Source organism: Arcanobacterium phocae (assembly GCF_900105865.1).
GTDB lineage: Bacteria > Actinomycetota > Actinomycetes > Actinomycetales > Actinomycetaceae > Arcanobacterium > Arcanobacterium phocae.
Genome location: NZ_LT629804.1, coordinates 522,564 through 544,562 on the forward strand (window position 1 = coordinate 522,564; position 21,999 = coordinate 544,562).

General features: G+C 49.1%; 20 protein-coding genes. 10 read left to right on the top strand and 10 right to left on the bottom strand.

What is annotated here, in order from left to right:
• Positions 1 to 10: 10 nt before the first annotated feature.
• The 6 genes from gyrA to dnaA form a co-directional block, all read right to left on the bottom strand.
• Positions 11 to 2,581 carry a DNA gyrase subunit A gene (gyrA, locus tag BLT51_RS02230; RefSeq protein ID WP_091279392.1) on the bottom strand — a complete coding sequence of 857 codons (2,571 nt, stop codon included), beginning with the start codon at positions 2,579 to 2,581 and terminating at the stop codon, positions 11 to 13.
• A 23-nt stretch (positions 2,582 to 2,604) separates the two neighbouring features.
• Complete coding sequence (gene gyrB / locus BLT51_RS02235) at positions 2,605 to 4,653, bottom strand: DNA topoisomerase (ATP-hydrolyzing) subunit B (RefSeq protein WP_091279396.1); 2,049 nt, start codon at positions 4,651 to 4,653, stop codon at positions 2,605 to 2,607.
• 205 nt (positions 4,654 to 4,858) lie between these two features.
• Positions 4,859 to 5,458, bottom strand: coding sequence for a DUF721 domain-containing protein (locus BLT51_RS02240; protein ID WP_091279399.1), 600 nt, complete (start codon positions 5,456 to 5,458; stop codon positions 4,859 to 4,861).
• Entirely contained in the window at positions 5,458 to 6,687 is a 1,230-nt protein-coding gene (gene recF, locus BLT51_RS02245) for a DNA replication/repair protein RecF (protein WP_091279402.1), read from the bottom strand. Before recF ends, BLT51_RS02240 begins: the two co-directional genes overlap by 1 nt.
• Positions 6,688 to 6,691: 4 nt before the next feature.
• The gene (dnaN, locus tag BLT51_RS02250) at positions 6,692 to 7,810 is read right to left on the bottom strand and encodes a DNA polymerase III subunit beta (RefSeq protein WP_091279407.1); all 1,119 of its coding nucleotides are present in this window, start codon (positions 7,808 to 7,810) and stop codon (positions 6,692 to 6,694) included.
• Between the two features lie 345 nt (positions 7,811 to 8,155).
• Positions 8,156 to 9,712: a chromosomal replication initiator protein DnaA gene (gene dnaA / locus BLT51_RS02255; RefSeq protein WP_091279410.1), complete on the bottom strand. Its 1,557-nt coding sequence runs from the start codon at positions 9,710 to 9,712 to the stop codon at positions 8,156 to 8,158.
• A gap of 370 nt (positions 9,713 to 10,082) precedes the next feature.
• On the opposite strand from dnaA, the gene rpmH reads away from it, so the two are divergent.
• The 10 genes from rpmH (at position 10,083) to BLT51_RS09275 (ending at position 17,067) form a co-directional block, all read left to right on the top strand.
• Positions 10,083 to 10,223, top strand: a complete 141-nt coding sequence (gene rpmH, locus BLT51_RS02260) for a 50S ribosomal protein L34 (RefSeq protein ID WP_091279413.1) — start codon at positions 10,083 to 10,085, stop codon at positions 10,221 to 10,223.
• On the top strand, positions 10,224 to 10,589 hold the full coding sequence (rnpA, locus tag BLT51_RS02265; RefSeq protein ID WP_091279415.1) for a ribonuclease P protein component: 366 nt from the start codon (positions 10,224 to 10,226) through the stop codon (positions 10,587 to 10,589).
• On the top strand, positions 10,582 to 10,914 hold the full coding sequence (gene yidD / locus BLT51_RS02270) for a membrane protein insertion efficiency factor YidD (protein WP_091279417.1): 333 nt from the start codon (positions 10,582 to 10,584) through the stop codon (positions 10,912 to 10,914). Before rnpA ends, yidD begins: the two co-directional genes overlap by 8 nt.
• 14 nt (positions 10,915 to 10,928) lie before the next feature.
• A complete protein-coding gene (gene yidC / locus BLT51_RS02275; protein ID WP_091279420.1) occupies positions 10,929 to 12,068 on the top strand; it encodes a membrane protein insertase YidC in 1,140 nt (379 codons plus the stop codon).
• 38 nt (positions 12,069 to 12,106) lie between these two features.
• Positions 12,107 to 12,631 carry a Jag family protein gene (locus BLT51_RS02280; RefSeq protein ID WP_091279423.1) on the top strand — a complete coding sequence of 175 codons (525 nt, stop codon included), beginning with the start codon at positions 12,107 to 12,109 and terminating at the stop codon, positions 12,629 to 12,631.
• 184 nt (positions 12,632 to 12,815) lie between these two features.
• Positions 12,816 to 13,457, top strand: a complete 642-nt coding sequence (gene rsmG / locus BLT51_RS02285) for a 16S rRNA (guanine(527)-N(7))-methyltransferase RsmG (RefSeq protein WP_231943964.1) — start codon at positions 12,816 to 12,818, stop codon at positions 13,455 to 13,457.
• Between the two features lie 227 nt (positions 13,458 to 13,684).
• The gene (locus tag BLT51_RS02290; RefSeq protein WP_091279429.1) at positions 13,685 to 14,632 is read left to right on the top strand and encodes a ParA family protein; all 948 of its coding nucleotides are present in this window, start codon (positions 13,685 to 13,687) and stop codon (positions 14,630 to 14,632) included.
• 13 nt (positions 14,633 to 14,645) lie between these two features.
• The gene (locus BLT51_RS02295) at positions 14,646 to 15,896 is read left to right on the top strand and encodes a ParB/RepB/Spo0J family partition protein (RefSeq protein ID WP_091279431.1); all 1,251 of its coding nucleotides are present in this window, start codon (positions 14,646 to 14,648) and stop codon (positions 15,894 to 15,896) included.
• A gap of 254 nt (positions 15,897 to 16,150) precedes the next feature.
• Entirely contained in the window at positions 16,151 to 16,483 is a 333-nt protein-coding gene (locus BLT51_RS02300) for a helix-turn-helix domain-containing protein (RefSeq protein WP_091279434.1), read from the top strand.
• A 446-nt stretch (positions 16,484 to 16,929) separates the two neighbouring features.
• Complete coding sequence (locus tag BLT51_RS09275) at positions 16,930 to 17,067, top strand: IS3 family transposase (protein ID WP_231943965.1); 138 nt, start codon at positions 16,930 to 16,932, stop codon at positions 17,065 to 17,067.
• Positions 17,068 to 17,218: 151 nt separating this feature from the next.
• Here BLT51_RS09275 and BLT51_RS02310 read toward each other — a convergent pair whose 3' ends face one another.
• The 4 genes from BLT51_RS02310 to BLT51_RS02325 form a co-directional block, all read right to left on the bottom strand.
• Positions 17,219 to 18,418, bottom strand: a complete 1,200-nt coding sequence (locus BLT51_RS02310; RefSeq protein ID WP_407922101.1) for an aminotransferase-like domain-containing protein — start codon at positions 18,416 to 18,418, stop codon at positions 17,219 to 17,221.
• A gap of 112 nt (positions 18,419 to 18,530) precedes the next feature.
• Entirely contained in the window at positions 18,531 to 18,896 is a 366-nt protein-coding gene (locus BLT51_RS02315; RefSeq protein ID WP_091279440.1) for a thioredoxin family protein, read from the bottom strand.
• A 5-nt stretch (positions 18,897 to 18,901) separates the two neighbouring features.
• Positions 18,902 to 19,843, bottom strand: coding sequence for a thioredoxin-disulfide reductase (gene trxB, locus BLT51_RS02320; RefSeq protein WP_091279443.1), 942 nt, complete (start codon positions 19,841 to 19,843; stop codon positions 18,902 to 18,904).
• Between the two features lie 44 nt (positions 19,844 to 19,887).
• Complete coding sequence (locus BLT51_RS02325) at positions 19,888 to 21,990, bottom strand: protein kinase family protein (RefSeq protein WP_091279444.1); 2,103 nt, start codon at positions 21,988 to 21,990, stop codon at positions 19,888 to 19,890.
• Positions 21,991 to 21,999: the final 9 nt, after the last annotated feature.

Below are 21,999 nucleotides of genomic sequence, written 5' to 3' on the forward strand. Positions count from 1 at the left end.
ACACGTAGGGTTATTCTACTTCGGTAGCGGTTTGTGCGTCATCTTTCGCGTCAGATTCCGGTTCGACGGCGGCGGTACCGTCTGCTTCCGTATCTTCGTCCTCTTCAGCTTCTTTTTCCATATTGAGCGCGATGGAAATGATCTTGTCACCCTTGTCCGGGGTAGCAAACTTGACACCTTGAGTATTACGGCCAGTCAGTGACACTTCGTCTACTGCTGAACGCACAACCTTGCCCGATTCCATAATGACCATAACTTCGTCACCTGGATGAGTGATGAGTGCGCCCACCAGATCGCCACGGGACTCAACCACGTTAGCAACCTTGATACCCAGGCCAGCACGGCCCTGGACTCGGTACTGCTCGATATCAGTGCGCTTAGCAAAGCCACCTTCAGTTACAACAAAGACTTCCGCACCTTCGTCAACAATATCCATTGCAAGCAACCGATCATCACCACGGAACTTCATACCAGTCACACCAGAGGTTGCTCGACCCATTGGACGCAAGGTTTCGTCGTCGGCCGTGAAACGCAAGGACTGCCCACCGCGCGAGACGAGGATGACGTCGTCGCCCTCATTCAGCAAACGGGCAGCCACGAGACGGTCAGTTGTGCCATCTTCACGTTCGCGCAGCTTGACGGCGATCAAACCGCCGGTACGGGCGGAATCGTAGTCACTCAAGCGGGTCTTCTTCACCAGGCCGTCTTCGGTGGCAAGCACAAGATAGTCGGCTTGATCGTAGCTACGGATCGAGACCATCGAGGCAATTGATTCACCTGGCTGGAATGCCAACATGTTGGCAATATGCTGACCCTTAGCGTCACGTGCGCCTTCTGGTAGCTCATAGCCCTTGATTCGGTAAACCCGGCCCTGGTTGGTAAAGAATAGCTGCCAATCGTGAGTGGAGGTAATACCGAAATGCTCGACGATATCGTCGTCACGCAACGAGGTTCCCTTGATTCCCTTACCGCCGCGATGCTGGGCGCGGTATTCGCTCACCTTGGTACGCTTAACGAATCCAGAGCGGGTAATGGTGATAACGACGTCGTCCTCCGGAATCAAATCTTCATCGGACATTTCACCGTCAAATGGGAGGATCTTGGTACGGCGTTCGTCGCCGAACTTGGCAACAATCTCGCCGAGTTCGTCCGCCACGATGGTTCGCTGACGGCCTGGCGAAGCTAAAATGTCCCGGTAATCGTCACGCAATGCCATCTTTTCGTCACGCTCGTCCAGGATCTTTTGCCGTTCGAGAGCAGCTAGACGGCGGAGCTGCATAGCTAAGATATGGTCGGCTTGAATTTCGTTGATGTCCAGCAACTTCATGAGGCCTTCGCGAGCTTCATCCACGGTTGGCGAGCGCCGAATCAAGGCGATTACTTCGTCGAGCGCATCGAGGGCTTTAACGAGTCCCTCTAGAATCATCAAACGCTCAAGGACCTTACGGAGCCGGAATTCGGTACGACGGCGAATCACTTCGATCTGGTGGTCAACCCAGTGGCGGACAAAACCATCGAGTGAAAGCGTGCGTGGCACGCCGTCAACCAGCGCCAGCATATTGGCTGGGAAGTTGTTTTGCATCTGGGTATGCTTGTAGAGGTTGTTGAGCACAACCTTGGCAACCGCGTCCTTCTTGAGGACGACGACGATGCGCTGGCCGGCGCGCCCAGAGGTTTCGTCGCGAATATCTGCGATACCCGGCAGACGGCCGTCTTTAATGCCTTCCACCATCTTGTCCAGCAAGCGATCAGGATTGACTTGGTATGGCAGATCGGTGATAACGAGGCATTGACGCCCATTGATTTCATCAACTTCAACAACTGCGCGCTGCGTGATCGAACCATTTCCGGTCCGATACATCGACTCGATGCCTTTGGTTCCGAGAATTGTTGCCCCAGTTGGGAAATCTGGTCCTTTGACGCGGGCAATCAGTGCTTCGAGGAGCTCTTCACGGGTAGCTTCTGGATGCTCGAGGAACCACTGGACACCTTCAGCAACTTCACGCAGGTTATGCGGTGGAATACGAGTAGCCATACCAACCGCGATACCTTCCGAACCGTTAACCAGCAGGTTCGGGAAACGAGAGGTGAGCACAGTTGGCTCTTGTACCGAGCCGTCAAAGTTTGGTGTGAAATCAACTGTGTCTTCGTTAATGTCACGAACCATTTCGACGGCGAGCTGGGCCATACGAGCCTCAGTGTAACGCGGTGCAGCTGCGCCTAGATCACCAGCAGTACCGAAGTTTCCTTGGCCGGCAACGAGTGGATAGCGCAGGTTCCATGGCTGGACCATGCGCACCATTGTGTCGTAGATTGCGGCGTCACCGTGCGGGTGGAAGTTACCCATCACGTCACCAACAATTTTCACCGACTTAGAGAAAGAGGAATCTGGCCGGTAGCCACCGTCCCACATCGCGTAAATAACGCGACGGTGGACAGGTTTCATGCCGTCGCGAACGTCTGGAAGTGCGCGGCCGATAATAACGGACATCGCATAGTCCAAATAGGACGTTTCCATTTCGCGCTGGAGATCGACGTCCTTGATGAGGCCGTGGTTGTATTCTGCTATTTCTTCAGTCATGAGTTGTTCTTAACCAGCCATTCTTAAATGTCGAGGAAGCGGACGTCGTGGGCATTGCGCTGGATGAAGGAACGACGTGATGCGACGTCTTCACCCATCAAGATCGAGAAGGATTCATCCGTTGCAGCCGCTTCGCCGATGCTGACACGCTTCAAGGTACGGGTTTCTGGATTCATGGTGGTGTCCCACAATTCTGAATCGTTCATTTCACCAAGACCCTTGTATCGCTGGATTCCTTGGCCTTCGGCTTTCGGTAGGCGCTTTCCAGCTGCGAGTCCTTCTTCGAGTTTGATGTCTCGTTCTTTATCAGAGAAGACATACTCGTGGTCTGCATTCGTCCACTTGATGCGGTAGAGCGGCGGCATCGCCAAGAAGATATAACCGTGTTCGATCAGTGGGCGCATGTAGCGGTAGACCAGGGTCAACAGCAAGGTTGCAATGTGCTGGCCGTCCACATCAGCATCCGCCATGAATACGATCTTGTGGTAACGCAACTTGTTGATGTCGAATTCTTCGCCAACACCAGTTCCGAACGCGGTGATCAGGCTCTGGATGGATTCGGATGATAGTGCACGATCGAGCCGTGCTTTTTCTACGTTCAAAATCTTTCCGCGAATCGGCATGATCGCCTGATGGTTCGGGTCACGGCCGTTAACAGCGGAACCGCCTGCCGAATCACCCTCGACGATGAAGATTTCACATTCGGCTGGATTATTCGAGGTGCAATCCTTGAGCTTTCCAGGCATTGCGGCCGATTCTAGAACGGACTTACGCCGGGTTGCTTCGCGGGCTTTACGTGCTGCTAACCGAGCAGTTTGCGCTTGGGTTGCCTTGCGAATAATTTCTTTGCCTTCACTCGGATGCATATCGAGCCAGTCCGTGAGCTGGGCGTACGTGGTTTGCTGAACAAAGGTTCGTGCTTCCGTGTTGCCAAGCTTAGTCTTGGTCTGGCCTTCGAATTGTGGTTCGCCGAGTTTAATCGAGATGACGGCTGTTAGGCCTTCACGAATATCATCACCGGTCAGGTTGGCGTCCTTTTCTTTCAGGAGGCCCTTGTCTCGTGCGTACTTATTGATAATCGAGGTCAGCACGGTACGGAAACCTTCTTCGTGGGTTCCACCTTCAGTTGTATTAATCGTGTTTGCGAATGTGTGCAAAGATTCGGAGTAACCGTTGGTCCACTGCATTGCGACTTCAACCGAGATGACTCGTTCTTTGTCTTCAGCTTCAAAGTAGATTGGTTCTGCATGAACTGGTTCTGCCTTCTTGGTTTTGATCAGGTAGGTGACGTAGTCATGCAGTCCGTTGTCATATTGGTAGGTGACTGAGGTGTGCTTCTTTTCGACGTCGTTCTCTTCGCCAGTGACTTCATCGCCGTCGGCAACCGCTGATTCACGTTCGTCAATTAGCGTGATCTTGAGGCTCTTGTTCAAGAATGCCATCTGGTGGAAGCGTTGACGAAGGGTGTCAAAATCAAAATCGACGGTTTCAAAAATGTCGGCGTTTGGCCAGAACGTTTGGGTTGTTCCGGTGCGATCTGTTGGTTCGCCTTGTTCTAGTGGCGCAACTGGGACACCGTTTTCGTAGGAAATCCGCCAAACATAGCCGTCTCGGCGAACTTCGGTATCCATGCGGGTGGATAGTGCGTTGACAACCGAGATGCCGACGCCGTGCAGACCGCCGGAAACAGCATAGGAGCCGTTGCCAAATTTTCCGCCGGCGTGCAGAACGGTCATAACTACCTGAACTGCTGCAACGCCTTCCGTTGGATGGATATCGACTGGGATTCCACGACCGTCGTCTTCAACTTTCACGCCACCGTTATCAAGCAAGGTGACAGTAATTTCCGAAGCGTATCCGGCGAGCGCTTCGTCGACTGAGTTATCGACGACCTCATAAACAAGGTGATGCAATCCGCGTTCACCAGTTGAACCGATGTACATGCCCGGACGCTTCCGAACAGCTTCAAGACCTTCAAGGACTGTAATGTCAGCTGCGTTGTATTCAGTACCTTGCGCTACTGTACCCGCATGTTGTGTAGTCTCATTTGTGGCCTTATTTTCATCTGACACGCGTAGACTTCCCCTCATTCTTCGTGGTGGCACATCTATGGCGAACACATATGTGTTCTACCTCATATAACGTGCGTAAAACCGGCTCTGCTTGATTTCGCCCCTAAAAAGGTAGGGACCTACCTCAAGGCATCCTTAGTTATTATAGCGCGTTTTTACTGCCAGAACATAGGGTTCGAACTAAAATCCCGAAATATTGAAAAGATTATCCGTAGGTATCGCGCGGACCACGTCCAGGAACTGACAACCGCCCATGCTTCCAGGACGGCACATACGGCCCATTGACCACGATTTCTTTCACTACACCTTCACCGAGCTCTTGCGCGAGTCGGGCATCGAGGTGGTGCAATAGCGAACGAATCTGTTTCTCCCACGCCACCGTTTTTGCCTGCAATGTCAAGGTTCCATCCGGCGTAAAATCAACAACCTCGCAGTGCGCCGCAAACGCTTCGCCAACGATCTCCGGCCAACGAGTCACCACAGATGCCACTTCAACCTGCGAGTTCCACCCGCGTTCCTCAATCGCTTTTTTCATCAGTGTGAACACCGGTTGCGGGTCACGATAGGACGGGCGCGCCCCCGACCCAACTTCTTGTCCAGGGCTCGGAACGAGCGGTGCATCCCCGATCGGTTTCGGCTGCGTTGCAGCTAGCGTTGCTCGGGACGTGTTTCGACGACGAACAAATCCCTGGTCTGCTGCCATGCGACGAACCCGATGCAGAATCTGTAGCGGCAAAATATCACCATGTTTGCGAGCAGCTGCCAGCCGTGCCTGCTCAATTTTGTTGTGTGTTGATGTGGCCACTATTCATCACCCGCATCGCGGGTAACGGTGCCATCGTGTACCAAAAACTTTTCACCAGATAGCTCGTCTGGCAAGTCATCTCCCACTGCGGCAGTCACGAATACTTGTTCTCCTTGGCTAACAATGTCAGCTAAGCGTTGCCGACGCCGGGCATCGAGTTCGGCAAAAACATCGTCGAGAATGAGGATGGGTTCGCCGTCGTCGGCCCAATTTCCCGAAACGTCATCACGTAAAACGCGCCACGACGCTAACCGCAACGCGAGCGCATACGACCATGACTCGCCGTGGGAGGCAAACCCTTTCGCTGGCAACGTTCCCAAGGAAATCGCTAGATCGTCGCGATGTGGACCAACTAGGTTGACACCGCGTTCTATTTCTTGAGAACGCCACTGTTTCATTGCGTCAAGAAGCTGCTCTATCGTAGCTTTTTCTTCTTGCAGATCTGCTTCATGGGTTGCGATAACTTCACTTAAGGAGTCATCGGCGTGCAGTTGTTGTGCAGTAGGTAAATCCCAGCCACTGCGATGATCGATGTTGGCTGCATAGTCGATACGGGCAACGCCTTTTCCGCCGGAAAGCTGGTGATAGTACTGGGTGACGTAGGGGCGCAGGGCACTGATAATGCGGACGCGTTCAGCAATAATTCGCGCACCGAGTTGAGCGAGCTGCTGATCGTAAATGTCGAGCATAGTTTCATCAGCAACAACGTCACGACGCCGATTTTTCCACAAGGTTTTCAGCAACGCCGCGCGCTGTTTGGCAACTTTGCCGTAGTCCGCTTTGATTTGCGCCATCCGAGGACGTAACTGAATCATGACGTCGTCGAGAAAACGACGCCGTATTCCAGGATCACCTTTAATAAGCTCAAGATCTTCCGGCGCGAACATAACGGTTCGAACAATTCCGAGGACGTCAGCAGGTTTGGCATTACCACGGTTGATTCGTGCTCGGTTCGCGCGCCCAGCCAAAATTTCGATTTCGACCGTTGTTGGCGAATCGCCATGCATGACTTTGGCACGCACTACGCCAGCATTAGCTCCTTGCCGAACCAGACTGATATCTGCATTCACTCGATGTGAAGAAAACGTTGCAAGATAGCCGATTGCTTCAACTAGATTGGTTTTCCCTTGCCCGTTTTCTCCAACGAATGTTGTCACTCCTGAACGGAAGGACACAACAACGTCGCGATATGAACGAAAATCGTTCAACGCGAGGTCGGTGATATACACGGTGTCAGTTGTTACCGAACGTACGAACAGGCATGAGCAAGAGACGGAAATCGTTCACCGATTCGCCGTCTTTTTCTGCTGTCATAACTGCTGGCTTAGTTGGGTGAGTAACGGCTAGGCGAACCTTTTCACCACTCATAACCGCAAAACCTTCTTGAAGGAAGATGGGATTGAACGCCATCTTCAGATCTTCGCCAACGACCTCAGCGGCGAGCGCTTCAGATGCTTGTGCTTGATCGCCTTGTCCAGCTTCGATTGTAACTTCGCCTTCGGTAAAGGAAAGCCGAACTGCAGCATTCTTTTCCACAACTAGGCGCGAACGCTTAATTGCATCAAGCATTTCCATCCGATCCATCACCATGTATCCAGCACTTTCAGCTGGGAACAGTGAGAGGACTTGCGGATATTCGCCATCGATAAGCTGAACTGTGTTTTGCTTACCGCCGGCTGCAAAGCCGATTAAGGAATCTGATAGTGAGATTTCGATTGGCCCGGCCGACCCAAGTGCTTTGGCAATGTCAAGAAGACGCGAGGCACGAACTAGGATGCGCTGAGAAATCGTGGTATCAGCTGGATTCCACTTAAGTTCCCGAACAGCAAGACGATAACGGTCTGTTGCCATGAGAGCAATGGAATCACCGTTAATTTCAATGCATACCGAAACTAAAAGTGGCAAGGTGTCATCATTTGAGGCTGCGATCGATACCTGGCTAATTGCTTCGAGCCACTGCGTTCCGTCTACAGTTCCAACAACTGGTGGCATCTCGGATCCCTCAGTATAGTCTTCACTTGCCATCGTCTTCATCGAGAAGTGCGAAGCTCCGCATTCGATATCGAGCTTGGTTCCATCGAGAGTCAGTTCAATTGGCTTACGTGGAAGTGCCCGGCAAATATCTGCGAGTAGACGTCCATTGATAAGAACATCGCCAGCGGTGAGAACATCTGCTTCGATATCAACGTGAGACGAGATATCTGAATCGCGTGAACCAAGAGAAACAATACCGTTTTGAGATGCCTGAATTTTCAAACCGGCCAGAACTGGTATCGCTGGACGATTTGGAATGGTTCGTGCAACCCATGTAACGGCTTCTGTGAAGACGTCATGTTCAACGATAATTTTCACCGCAACCTACTTTCCTCAAAATTACTACTTAATACTGTACGCGAAATACCCCACGCGTCGGAATCGAAACGACATTTTGTGGATTGTTGAGATTTACTCGCAGTCGGTGGCGACCAGATCTTCCCTATAACTATTTAGGTAGTAGTAGTAATAGGGTCTGTGGAAACTGTGGAAAACCCATTCTTCCGTTGTAAAATCAACATTTTCTACAGTGGATTATTTGTGGTTTATCAGTGAATAACATATGTCATTTTGTGGATGAGACAAAACGAAGTAGTTTTTATCCACAGATTCACAGGTTTTATCCACAGTTATCCACAAAATAAATCACATATTGTGTGTTATTTACTCTTGAGCGAGCTGAGCGTGGTCTTTTGCCGCGTTTTTAATGATCGTGGTTAGTTCAGACACTTGCGTGAAAATAGTTTGTTTCTCTGCCATCAGGGCTTCGACCTTGCGCACCGCATTCATTACTGTGGTGTGGTCCCGTCGATTAAATTCCTCGGCGATCTTCGGAAGTGACAGATCAGTTAATTCCCGGCATAGGTACATTGCCACGTGGCGTGGCTGGGTTAGCGTTCGGGTACGCGTTGGGGACTTCAAATCCGCTAGCGGAACGTTGAAATAGTTTGACACTTGCGCCACGATCATTCCGGCTGTGACCTGAATAGAGTTGGGATCAGAAATCATGTCCTTGAGCTGAGATTCAGCTAAATCAAGGGAAATCTGCTGTTTGGTTAAGTCAGCGAAGGCCCGGATACGGCGGAGCGCACCTTCCATTTCACGTACGTTACTGGTGATACGAGTAGCAATAAACTCAATGACATCGCGTGGCACTTCAAGACCTTCTGCCGTCGCTTTGCGATTGAGGATGGCGATACGTGTTTCAAGGTTCGGTAGATCGATTGCTGCGGTAATTCCGGACTTGAATCGTGAAATCATCCGGTCTTCGAAATCGACGAGAAGATTTGGTGCCACATCGGATGTGATAACGATCTGTTTATTGGCGTTAATAAGTGCGTTGAAGGTGTGGAAGAATTCTTCGAGCGTACGCGAGCGGTCACGCCCGGAAAGGAATTGAATATCGTCGATCAACAGAACATCGACGGTACGGAATTGGTCTTTGAAGTTATGCATTTGCCCGTTTGCCAAGGCGTTAATAAATGCGTTGGTGAACTCTTCGGCAGATACGTAAAGCACCTTTTTGCTAGGAAACATCTCCTGCACTGAGTTGCCGATGGCGTGCAGAAGGTGGGTTTTACCCATTCCGGAGTCTGAGTACAAGAACAGTGGGTTGTAGGTAGAACCAGGAAGCTCTGATACTGCCAATGCAGTTGCATGCGCGAAACGGTTAGATTCACCGGTGACGAATGTTTCGAAAGTGTAATGCTGGTTTAGGCGTGCTAAATCGCGGACTTCTTGTTGTCTATCTAGATGACGTGGCGGAGCAGGTGGCGCTGTAACGGGTTTTTCGTACTGTGGGGTAGGGAAAAGCTGTGTAGGTTCGGGGGACGACGACGGAGTTTCGTTGTAGGCCGGTTTGGCAAATTCTTGCACTGGCGTTGAAGAAACAGAATGCAGAGTCGGTTCTGGCACAGACATTGGTGATGCAGATGAAGCCGATACAGATGATTCCGAAAGAGCTGGATCAACGGAAATTTCTAGTGTCAGTTCGCGTCCGACGATAGCTGATAGTTGCTCAGTTAATACCTGTGCAACGTTGGTATTAATGAGGTTTCGAGTGAAATCAGTAGCTACGCCGATAAGGAATTTTTCGTCGATCAGCGCAAGAGGAGTTGCTAGCCGAACAAACGCTGTTTGTGATTCAGACAAGCGACCTTCAGCTCGTGAGAGCTCGATTGCTGCTGTCCAAGCATCGTTCACAAATGATCCATCAGACATGTTTTCCCCTTGTTGTGCACGCCAGCCTTTTCTGGCCTGTGACAATCATAGGAGAACCTGCGACTAAAATCTAAAGTTATCCACAGGTTTATTCACAACTGTGGATATTACATGCGTGTAATTACATGAATTGAACCGCGGAGTTGCAATGCAAAAATGTATCCACTGAAATATCCACAGCTGTGGAAAGTAATATGGAAAGAGTTATCACACGTAATTCATCATGTGACAATAGTTACGGCACCCGTGTCTTTTATTGACTATGAGCCGAAAACTCGCGTAAAGTCATCAAGTCATGTGTGTGCAGGACACACACACGAATCCGAAACCATCGGGTTCGTTTCAAGTATCGATAAGTGGGAGATCACCCATGTCTACCAAGCGTACGTTCCAGCCGAATAACCGCCGTCGTGCGAAGGTCCACGGCTTCCGTAAGCGTATGGCCACCCGTGCGGGTCGTGCAGTTCTTGCCTCCCGCCGTCGTAAGGGCCGCGCGCGCCTCTCTGCGTAAATGCTGCCAACCGTCAACCGATTACGAACATCGGGCGATTTTGCTCGAACAGTTCGTCATGGGAGGCGGAGCGGAAACAGCCTTGTAGTTGTCTACTTTTTAGCAGACAACTCCATAAATGAAGCCGACCTTTGCACAAAGGTCGGCTTCGTCGTGGGCAAAAAAGTTGGCAATTCGGTTGTCCGGCATACAGTTGCTCGCAAACTCCGCCACGTCGTCAGGAACTTTCTTCCCGAACTAGAGCCGGGAACCATCGTCGTACGCGCAAACCCCGCGGCGGCAACGGCGTCGTCGCAAGATTTCACCCGAGCACTCGACAGTGCGCTCACCAGAGCACAGGCTCGGAAGGCGCACACTCATGATTAAACGTCTGTTCATGTGGATGATTCGCTGGTACCAACGCACAATTTCAGCCGGATTACCGCGGCGGTGCAAATATCAGCCCACCTGCTCACAATATGCACTTGATTCCATTGAGGTTCACGGCGTAATTAAAGGTACACTTTTATCAGTGTGGCGATTGTTACGCTGCAACCCGTGGAGTAAAGGTGGCGTGGACTGGGTTCCTGAACCTGGTGCCTGGCCAACCAAACCCCTCGGATACACCGAACTCTTGGCGTACCGCGCCCAGCAAGAATCATCAGGCCACTACGGCCATGGCGATGATACACATCGTGGCAACTGCCCCTAAGCGAAAGAAGAACTGTGGATATTATCCTCTTCCCTATTAAATGGGTCATCTCGTGGATCATGTATGGCATCCACACGGTATTAACTACCGTCGGCATGAATAGCGGATCCGGCGCTGCTTGGGTCATGTCTATCGTTGGCCTGACCATCGTCATCCGTATCCTCATTATTCCGCTGTTCAACAAGCAGATTCGCGCAATGCGTATGGGACAAGAAATTCAGCCGGAAGTCCAAAAGCTCCAGAAGAAGTACAAAGGACGTACCGACGCTGTATCTAAGCAACGTCAGCAAGAAGAGCTTATGGCACTCTACCGTGAACGCGGCACATCGCCATTCGCATCCTGTTTGCCGCTTCTTATTCAGATGCCAATCTTCTTCGCGCTATTCCGGTTGCTCCATGCTGTGCGGCCTATTTCAACTGGCGAAATGGCATCAATTGGTGCTGTTAATAAGACGGTTGCGGAAGAAATTGCTAACTCTACTCTGTTCGGTGCACCGCTATCATCGTCGCTAGGTACTGCTGCCCAGTATGATCTGCCGACTAATGTTCGTATCGTCGCTATTATTTTGATCGTTCTGATGATGGCAACTCTGTTCTTCTCACAGAAGATGATCATGACGAAGAACCTGCCAGAATCGGCTCAGGATCCAAACAATCCAGCTTATAAGATGCAGAAGATGATGCTTTACGGTATGCCGTTGATCTACGTCTTCAGTGGTTTCGCTTTCCAGGTTGGTGTGCTTATTTACTGGTTGACTTCTAACCTGTGGAACATTGGTCAGCAGTACTGGCTCATCACCTATAACCCAACACCAGGGTCACCAGCCTACAAGAAGCGTCAGGAAAAGCTTCGTGCGAAGCGTATTGCGGCCGGCCTGCCACCTGAAGAAGAACCAGAAGAGCCTATTCAGCCACGAGTACAACCATTGGGCAAGGAACGGTCGAAGAAGGCTGCTAAGAAGAAGCACGTTGAGTCAACGACGTCGGCACCGGAAAGCGATTCCAAAGAGGTGCGCGGCCTTGACGGCTTGACTGATGCGGAACGTGCTCAAAAGCGCTATGAACGGCGTATGGCCCAGCGCCAGCGAGCTAATGAAAAGAAGCAGGCTCGCCAAAAGAAGGCAAACCGCAACAAGAAGAATCGTAATTTTTAAAGCCCGTACTACGGGAACCTGAGAACAAAGGGAACCACATGACTGAAGAAATCACTGATTTGCGCGCAGCCTTAGATGAAGAAGGCGATATCGCTGCTGATTATCTCGAAGAGCTCCTCGATATTGCAGATGTTGACGGAGACATTGAAATTGCGATCGAGGCGGATCGCGCTGCTGTCGGTATTGTTTCCGACGACGGTGGTGATCGTCGTCTGAAGCGACTGATTGGTAAGCATGGAGATACTCTCGATGCCATTCAAGAGTTAACCCGGCTCGCGGTCCAACAACAGACTGGTGAGCGGTCGCGATTGATGCTCGATATTCTGGGCTACCGCGATCGGCATCGCAAGGAAATTGCTGCTATTGCTCGGGATGCTATTGAGCGTGTCGAGGAAAGTGGCGAAGCTGTCGCGTTGAAGCCGATGAATCCGTTTGAACGCAAGGTTGTTCATGACGTCGTAGCCGACGCCGGTTTACTCTCGGATTCATCTGGTATTGGCTCCGCTCGGCACGTAGTTATCTCGTTGCCAGACGACGATGAGGAAATCGAAGACGACGAATAATTCTCATTCTTTTTGTGCCGTGTGTCCTGTACTTTACTGTGCAGGACACACGTCTATGTCGGGAAGGGTGAAGATCGTTAGACTGTAATGGCTGGTGGTCAGGTAGACTGTTAGAGATGTATCGTGATTTTACATATTACTTTTCGATAGATATGTAGCTTATATATAGGTTTGGGTGATTATTGTGGATTTTAAACAGCAGACTGAACTCCCACCTATTGAAGGTGATAAGCATTTTGGTGTTGAAATATGGGAAAAGCTTCTCGCTTTTTCACGTCTTATTGAGGCTGAAGGTGAACTCCGTGGGCTAGTCGGACCACGTGAAATGTCAAAGCTATGGTCGCGGCATATTCTTAACTCAACAGCAATTACTGATTTCATTCCAAAGAATGCAGAATTAGTTGATGTTGGTTCTGGTGCAGGATTTCCAGGTTTGATAACCGCTATTGTTCGGCCAGACCTTCGTGTGAATCTTGTAGATTCTTTAGGACGACGTACCGATTGGCTTTCTCTCGTTGTTTCAGAACTTGGGCTATCTAATGTGTCGGTATTTAATCAACGCTCTGAAGATCTGTTCGGTACTATCACAGCCGATGTTGTAACTGCTCGCGCGGTTGCTGCTCTTAAAAAATTGATTCCTTGGACAATGCCGTTGCTACGAAGTGGTGGTCAGCTTGTTGCTTTAAAAGGTGGCAGAGCAGAGCAAGAGATTGAGGACGCAGACAAGATTCTCCGCAAGTATGATGCACAGTGGGTTGATGTGCATGATATTGATGTTTGGGGTTCAGACGAAGGCACTCGGGTTCTTGTTGTTCAGAAAAAATAGTTAGCCTGCAATGTTTCACGTGAAACATGAACCCACCTAAAGTATGTTTCACGTGAAACATAGAGTTCTTCGTAAGAAGAATTTCTGTTCTGGTTCTTATGCGGCGGATCTGTATTTGTCACTTTGACAGTGATTGGTGTGGATAACTACTAACTTGTGGATCCTATACCTATAGAAGTTGTATTACCGAGTAGAATTAAACGAGTTGATCGATAGGAGCTGTTAGCATGGTGGATCCCCGAAAAAAAGCTGTTGGATATTCTGATTCTGACCATAACCAAGCTTCCCGTGCTTCATTATTTAATGATATGGACTCTCCAGTGGGTGCTGACCTGTTGCGTGATAAAGAATTGATGAAGAAGCTGGAAAAGGTTGAGTTTAAGCATCCGGAGCATACCCGCATTATTACGGTTGCAAATCAAAAAGGTGGGGTTGGGAAAACTACTTCTGCAGTTAATATTGCTGCAGCGCTTGCGCAAGGTGGTTTGAAAGTTGTCGTTATTGACGCTGATCCACAAGGAAATGCCACTACTGCTCTTGGTGTTGAACATACCGCAGGAACCCCTTCTTTGTACCATGTTCTCGAGGGTGAATTAGACTTAGGTCAAATATTGCAGCCATGCCCAGATATTCCGTTACTCTCCGTTGCGCCATCAACTATTGATCTCTCTAGTGTTGAAATTTCCCTGGTCCTTCAAGAAAATCGCGAATATAGATTACGTCAAGCAATCCATTCTTACTTAGAAGCACATGGAGAAGGGGATAAGGTTGATTACGTTATTATTGACTGTCCACCTAGCTTAGGGATTTTGACACTTAATGCTCTAGTTGGTGCGGATGAAGTGATGATTCCGATTCAAACTGAATATTATGCGCTAGAAGGTCTTACACAGTTAATGAAGACGATTGAAATGGTTAGGTCATCTCTTAATCCGCAGTTGAAACTGTCTTCTATTTTATTAACGATGTTTGATCGGCGGACAAACCTAGCACAAGATGTTGCACATGAAGTGCGTCAGTACTTCCCGAAGGAAACTCTCTCCATTGAAGTCCCACGCAATATTCGTATTTCGGAGGCACCAAGTTTCCAGCAGACCGTTGTTACATATGATCCAAAGTCGTCTGGTGCGCTAGCTTACCGTGCGGCTGCATTCGAACTGTCGGAACAACTTTAAGGGTGAATTGATAATGGCAGAAAAACGTCGTGGTTTAGGTAGAGGTATTGGAGCCCTTTTCCCTACTGATCAAGAGGAAACAAAGAAGCGACCAATTGATATCTTCTTTAGTAACCCTCAAAACAGTGTCGAAAAAGTTGACGATCACTCTGGCACAGGAGAGATAGTAGATGAAAAAATCTCTCGTTCACATCAGGAAAATCAAACAAGAAAACAAGTGGATGTTTCACGTGAAACATCTATAACAGTTCAACATAATTCTGATAGTCAGGCAGCTAATGTTGTTAAAGTTGCTGGCGTTAAAGAATCAGCAAAACACCAACGCGAAAACACACCGAGTAAAGTAGAAAAACACACAGTTAGCGCTGATATTAGCGCAGAGAACGACGCTGTGGAACAGTTACAAGCTATTCCAGGAGCAACTTTTGGTGAGTTGGATCTTGATGAAATCGTTCCAAATACGCAACAGCCTCGCCAGATTTTCGATGAAGAAGAATTAGCTGAGCTCGCTGATTCGATTAGAGAAGTCGGGGTGTTACAACCTATCGTTGTGCGTCCGCTGGTGCAACCGATTTCAGATAATCCTATAGCTCGGTATGAGCTTATTATGGGTGAACGTCGTTGGCGCGCTTCACGCTTGGCTGGGAATTCAACTGTTCCAGCAATTGTGCGCCGGACTGACACGGACGATATGCTACGCGATGCACTACTTGAAAACCTCCATCGTGTGCAGTTAAATGCTTTAGAAGAAGCAGCTGCTTATCAACAGCTGATGGAGGACTTCCACTATACTCAGGAAGAACTATCACGTAAGATTGCGCGTTCGCGCCCGCAGATATCTAATACCCTTCGCCTTCTTAAACTACCACCCTTAGTGCAACGTAGAGTAGCTGCGGGTGTAATTTCAGCAGGACATGCTCGAGCTTTGTTAGGGCTGTCAGATCCAGCGGCAATGGAACGTTTAGCTCAGCGGATTGTTGCAGAAAATTTGTCGGTGCGTGCAGTTGAAGAACTAGTCTCAATGGGTGAAGACGGGGTTCCAGAAAAACAACCACGAGCGCACCATACTAAGCGATATCAATCAGAGCTGAATAGTTTAGCTGTGCGACTCATGGATCGGTTTGACACAAAAGTTAAGGTGGTAATGGGCCAGAAAAAAGGTCGTATTTCCATTGACTTTGGATCTATCGAAGACCTGAATCGTATTCTTGGTATGTTGAATGAAGAAAACGTCGATGTTTCACGTGAAACATCTGCTGAGTAACTCTACAAAATAAATCTGCAGATTACTGTAGGAGAGTGCAACTGTTGTATGGCCTGTAGTTACGGAGTGATTAGCATAAGTAGAAAATAAGAAGCTTGCTAAGTGATGAACTGCTCCCTGAAAGTTGGACTGATTAATACGGTTCCTTCTTTCAGGGAGTGTTTCTATGTTGGTCTCGAGTAAAGCAACTACGGCTCAGCGTAAAGCGTTGGTCGAGCATTTTGAACAGGATTGGGGTTTACCGATCTACAGCGATGCGGGTTGGTTTTGGACTTAAAACCTCGCAACACTTGTGGGATCGGTGGCGGATTCATGGCAGGCTAGTCCTTATGCATAAACCTGTCAAAGCAACGTATTCCTTCGAGTTCAAGCTCCAGGCAGTCCAACGCGTCCTCAGCGGCGAGACTAGGCCTGCTATCGCCAAGGATCTTGGCCTATCATCACCAAAGATTTTAGATAAGTGGCTGAGTACCTATCGCTCTCGGGCGAAGATCAAACCTAAGGAACGCCCGAAAAAAGGACCCTTCCGGAACTGGCTACGCCGGTCAGTGAAGTCGTTCAACTCAAGCGTCGCTTGGAGTATTTAGAGGCGGAAAACGATTACCTAAAGCGTTAAGGGACTCACTAGCCCATGCTCGGGCTATTACTGGTCTTAAGTCCCACTATCGTCTTGATGATTTGCTGACAATTTCTGTCCTCGCGCGTTATCACCATGCCCGCCTATCTCAGCCCGATAAACATGCCAAGCTAGCGCGTGCTATCAGCGCGGTTTTCGATAATTCAAAGGAATGTTATGGTCACAGGAGCACCCGTTTAGCGTTGATGAAGAGAGATGGCGAATATCAAAAAAGCTGGTCGCTAAAACCATGGCCCGCGATAAACTCGTGTGTATCACCCAGACAAAGAGGCCCTATAACTCCTACCGAGACACGAGCAGTCTGCCCCTGGCTTAATCGTCCATACCGATCACGGAATCTACTACCAACATATTTCATGGTCTAGCCAACTTGCAGACATTGACGCTATCTTGTCCATGTCTCGTAAGGGAAACTCCTATGACAACTCGCTAGCAGAAAACTTCTTTGGTCGCCTCAAAGCCGAGTTCTACCACCCGGACATCTTCACCACCGTCGAGAAATTTATTGCCGGACTTGACGAGTACATCGCCTGAAATAACAACGAACCGTCCAAGAACGACTCAAGGGCCTGACCCCGGAACAATACCGGAATCAGGCCCTCGCAGCTAACAGACCGGATATGATTTAACCTGTCCAACACTTGAGGAGCAGTTCAATACGGCTGGCCTCTTATTGCGCAGCTAGTTACAGTTGACCAAATTCTTCGTCAATAGTTTTGGCAAGACGCTTAACTCCTTCTCGAATTTGTTCTGGAGTTGGATAGCAGAAAGATAGACGAACATGATCAGAACCTTGACCGTCAGCATAGAAAGCAGTTCCAGAAACGTACGCTACTCCGTTATCAACAGCTCGAGGAAGCATATGGCGAGCATTAATTCCTTCAGGAAGCTTAACCCACATATAGAATCCACCACCGGGAACAGTCCAGTCACAGTGGGGTAAATATTCCTTAAGAGCAGCATTCATTGCATTTCGGCGTTCGCAGTACATTGCTCGATAGTCTTTGATCTGGCCCAACCAGTCATATGTGCGTAAATACTCGGCGATGGAAAGCTGACCTACGCGAGTTGGGGATAACACGGCATTTTCATTAGCAAGCACAAGGCGTGCTGTTAATTCTTTGCTAGCAAGAGCCCATCCAACGCGGTACCCAGGAGCAAATATCTTAGAGAATGAACCCAAGTAAATAACACCATCGGGGTTCCAATTGTAGAGTGCACGATTGGTTTGATCGTCGAACCCAAGCATGCCATATGGATTATCTTCAAGGATGATGACCTTATGTTGCCGAGCAATTTCAACAATTCGTGGACGACGCTCAATAGCAAGGCACACGCCGCCGGGGTTGTGGAAGTTGGGGACTGTATAAATGAACTTTACCGGGCGTCCTTCATTTTCGAGGCGAGTAAGCGTGTTCTCTAATTCTTCTGGAATGAGACCGTTTTCATCCATTGCAACGTGGACAACGTTTGCTTCGTGGGCGGCGAAAACACCGAGAGCACCTACGTACGAAGGAGCCTCAGCAACAATTGTATCGCCTGGATTTACGAGTACCTGTGTCACGATATCGAGTGCTGCTTGGGAGCCGGTGGTAACAGTAATTTGATCAGGCGTTGCTTGTACACCCTCCTGCTCTAACAAGTGAACTATTTGTTCACGGAGTTCGAGCTCGCCTTGACCGCCACCATATTGGAGAAGTTCTGTGCCACGTTCCCGAACAAGACGTGCAGTCATGTCTGCAAGAAAATCCAACGGCAATCCCGCGATATTAGGCATTCCGCCTGCAAGCGACACTACTTCTGGTCGATTCGCTACTGCAAAAAGAGAGCGAGTCTCGGACTGCTTTGTATTAAGTGCACGGTTTGAATAAATATGTGCCCACATTTCCTCGCCAAGATGAGGATCATGTTTGTTAACTTGATTTGTAGAATGTTCGCTTTCACCGCTGGCAGCGGCGGCAGCGGCGGTCGTCTGGAATGTAGTGCTGCCATCCATATCAACTGCCATGGTTACTCCTTTGTGCACGAGAAGATAAGTCGTGCGTGTTAAGCGCAGAAAAAATTTCACTGCGCAAGGCCAGTTTTGGTCTTGCTCCGGTAAGAGTAAGAACATCGTAGCCTTGTATTGATAATTGAATTGTAGGAACATGATCAATGCCGTGAGTCGCCATCAGATCAGGATCGTCGTCGATATTGACGATATCTTTCTCGAAGGATGTTCCTAGTGACTCAGGCAAGTTTTTCTGAATGTATCGAGCACAATCGACGGCGACTTCGCTAAAAATTCGATTCATTTGCACGCAAGGTAAAGACCAAGGTGCATGAAAGTAGCGCAAGACAACCGTCGATTGATACTCGTCCATAGTATTTATGCGTTATTAGCCTCCAGCTGGATGAGATAAGCTTCAGCATCAAGTGCAGCTACACAGCCAGTACCAGCGGCAGTAACGGCCTGCTGGTAGGTGGCGTCAACAACATCACCACAAGCAAAAACTCCGGGAATAGATGTCTTAGCGGATGGCGAATCAACAATAATATATCCGTGTTCATCAAGCTTGACCTGTTGTTCGAGCACGGCAGTACGTGGCTTGTGTCCAATTGCTACAAACAGACCAGATACAGGCAACTCTGAGGTATCGCCAGTGACGGTATCTTCCAACGTGAGGGACTCCAAACCAGCTGATCCATTAATCTCGGAAACTTTTGAGTTCCAGTGGACTGTAATGTTTGGAATATCTGCGACTCGCTGTGCCATAACTTTCGAGGCGCGGAGTTCATCACGACGATGAATGAGATGTACAGTTGATCCAAAGCGTGACAAGAAGATAGCCTCAGTTACTGCCGAGTCTCCACCACCAACTACTGCGATTTCTTTCCCTTTAAAGAAGAAACCGTCACAGGTTGCACAATAGGAAACACCTTTACCGGCGTAAGTAGATTCGCCCTCAAGACCGAGCTTACGATATTCCGAACCAAGAGCAAGTATGACAGTTTTTGCTTGGTAAACAGCGCTATCTGTGGTTACCGTTTTAATGTCGGAAGAGAAGTCAAATGAGATTGCGTCTTCATAGCGAACCTCGGCTCCGAACTTCTCCGCTTGCTCCTGCATACGCATCATGAGTTCAGGACCCAGAATAGGCTCTGGCCAGCCAGGGAAGTTTTCGACCTCAGTGGTGGTCATCAGGGCGCCACCAGCTTCAAGTGTGCCAGCAAGCACAATTGGCGATAATCCAGCGCGGCCGGTATACGTGGCAGCTGTCCAGCCTGCCGGTCCCGAACCGACAACAATAACGTCATGAATAGTGCTCATAAAAACCTCTTTACTCGACACAAAAGTCGTACTCTTCATTCGTATTATCCCACTGAAATCTCAGCGAGGGAAATACGGTTGGTGTTCTTGTGATCAACCGGCAATTCTGTAAACCAAATGAGCAAATCTTTGGTTATAGGTTGTTGCTCGAAGTTGATGGTTGTTGATTCATCAACAGCTCCTTCATAAAGAAGCTCTCCTCCGGCAGGATTATTCCCGGTTTTTATCTGTACGTTTCCACCAGTGCCCGCAATCGCAAGAGTCAGTTGGGACACGCGTGTTTCTTGCTTTAATGAAACATGAATACCTATGCCTGAAATATTACCCATTTTTGGGTCATTAAAATACCAAGATTCCCACGAGGTAGCTGGGTTAGAATCGATGGCTTGTGAGACGCGATCAGGAAAGTTAGGTGTTTCTTCTTGTGAAAAGTATTTAGAAGAATCAGGATCAACCAACTCGGCAGAATCAATTTCCGGTTTCGGTTGTACTTTCTGTGTAGCATCTGATTTCTGATCTTCAGCGTTCTCAGAATCTGTTTGAAGTGCCTTGCTTTGTGGGTCCTGTAGATTAATGTCATGCAATGGTCGGAATAATCCAGCGAAACCAAAGATAGCAGCAATAGCAACGATTACGATAAGGAATACAATAACGAAATGAGATGAATTGAGGGAGTTGCTTCTATCTGGTGATTCCTTCTTCGTTGTCTGCCTCTCAGCTACTTTACTAGCAGATTCACGGATCTGAGCCGCTGTGTTACGAAGAGAACTGGACAGTGCCGAAATCTTCTCGGTAACAACACTTGTTTTCGATGTGGCGTGCGAGTCTGATGCTGAGTCAACACCAGTAGTAACTCCATCCTTATCGTTTTCTATAGTTACTACTGGGATTAGTTCTCTATCTGGCGTAGCTTCATCTATTGATTCCAGCTCATTTCCTAGGAACGTATTGTTTTCCGATTCTGGTTCGTCTTGCGCCTCGGAATCGGCAACGGCTTCCAACTGGCCGATTGTTGGCCATTCTTCGATGACTGGGACATCAGTCGATTCATCAACTCCGAGTAGTTCATCGACTTTCTGTATAGCTTCTTCTGGGGTTTGTGCCGGTTCGTTGCCGATGATAGTCAACTCACCTGCTACCGGTTCATCTACTACTGGTTCATTCGCCTCAGCTTCAGTATTCATGTCCGTGTTAGGTGTATCACCATCAGCAGCGTCGGCGTCGTCAGGTACATCGACGGCAACAGATGCGCCGTCGTTAAAAACCTTAGGGAAGGAGACGTCGGAAAAAGCACCTTGAGATTCGGGCGTGCCTAGATCAGAGAAGTCGGTGGAAGTAGGGTCGGGAAGTGAAGGGGCATAACTTGAGAGAAGCTGTACATCGATGTCTGTCCACGGAACAAGCTGGAGCAAGAGCCCGCTTGGCGAATTTGGAGATTTGCCGTCAGTAACTCCATTAAGGAAGGTTTCAATCTCTGCTGGAAGGTTAGGTAGGGTAGCAGCTTCGCGCACAAGATCTTGGTCAATCTCACCTGTTGTTTCACGTGAAACATTTTTGCCAGTGAGCGTTCCAGCCAGCAAGTTGATTATGGAGTTGGAATCGCGGCGATCTAGCTCGGCAGTATCCAAATCTATCGGAACACCATGCAACGCCGCTTTAATTCCATAGCCATCAATAACAATGTTTCCAGCGTCGGTAATGAAAACGTCATCAGCGGTGAGCGCAAGGTGTCGAATGCCTTGATGGCGGGCAGAATTGACTGCGGAGGATACTTCGCCAATCACTGACCGAACAAGGTTTGGATCGATGCTGTTTCCAGCTAAGAAAGAAGAGAGATTTCGCCCCGGTGGAATCTCGGTGAAAATAGCGTAATCACCGCCGCGGCCCACAACAGCGATAGTGGATACCATTGTGGCAGAAGCGTCGTCTGTTGTATGAAGCACTGAGGTTCGGCGCGCTGCGTCTAAAACCGCCTCAGCCCCATCAAACTGTGGATCAATTATGATGGCGCGGAGTTGGACTGAGCGTGCCGTATCTCGAGCAATCCATACCGAGGCATTCGGTGTATCAGAGTGCGCTGAGGCCGGATACATCAATTCGAAACGATCTGCAATGCGCTGACCGGCGAAGGCGTAGGATGTACTCACGAACTTCTC

Excerpts from the sequence above, each read along its gene's own strand:
- BLT51_RS02295 (WP_091279431.1), top strand. The coding sequence starts at position 14,646 with ATGGCAGAAAAACGTCGTGGTTTAGGTAGAGGTATTGGAGCCCTTTTC.
- BLT51_RS02280 (WP_091279423.1), top strand. The coding sequence starts at position 12,107 with ATGACTGAAGAAATCACTGATTTGCGCGCAGCCTTAGATGAAGAAGGC.
- BLT51_RS02310 (WP_407922101.1), bottom strand. The coding sequence starts at position 18,418 with ATGTGGGCACATATTTATTCAAACCGTGCACTTAATACAAAGCAGTCC.
- trxB (WP_091279443.1), bottom strand. The coding sequence starts at position 19,843 with ATGAGCACTATTCATGACGTTATTGTTGTCGGTTCGGGACCGGCAGGC.
- rnpA (WP_091279415.1), top strand. The coding sequence starts at position 10,224 with ATGCTGCCAACCGTCAACCGATTACGAACATCGGGCGATTTTGCTCGA.
- rpmH (WP_091279413.1), top strand. The coding sequence starts at position 10,083 with ATGTCTACCAAGCGTACGTTCCAGCCGAATAACCGCCGTCGTGCGAAG.
- gyrA (WP_091279392.1), bottom strand. The coding sequence starts at position 2,581 with ATGACTGAAGAAATAGCAGAATACAACCACGGCCTCATCAAGGACGTC.
- dnaA (WP_091279410.1), bottom strand. The coding sequence starts at position 9,712 with ATGTCTGATGGATCATTTGTGAACGATGCTTGGACAGCAGCAATCGAG.
- BLT51_RS02290 (WP_091279429.1), top strand. The coding sequence starts at position 13,685 with ATGGTGGATCCCCGAAAAAAAGCTGTTGGATATTCTGATTCTGACCAT.
- BLT51_RS02315 (WP_091279440.1), bottom strand. The coding sequence starts at position 18,896 with ATGGACGAGTATCAATCGACGGTTGTCTTGCGCTACTTTCATGCACCT.
- BLT51_RS02300 (WP_091279434.1), top strand. The coding sequence starts at position 16,151 with ATGCGGGTTGGTTTTGGACTTAAAACCTCGCAACACTTGTGGGATCGG.
- BLT51_RS09275 (WP_231943965.1), top strand. The coding sequence starts at position 16,930 with ATGTCTCGTAAGGGAAACTCCTATGACAACTCGCTAGCAGAAAACTTC.
- yidD (WP_091279417.1), top strand. The coding sequence starts at position 10,582 with ATGATTAAACGTCTGTTCATGTGGATGATTCGCTGGTACCAACGCACA.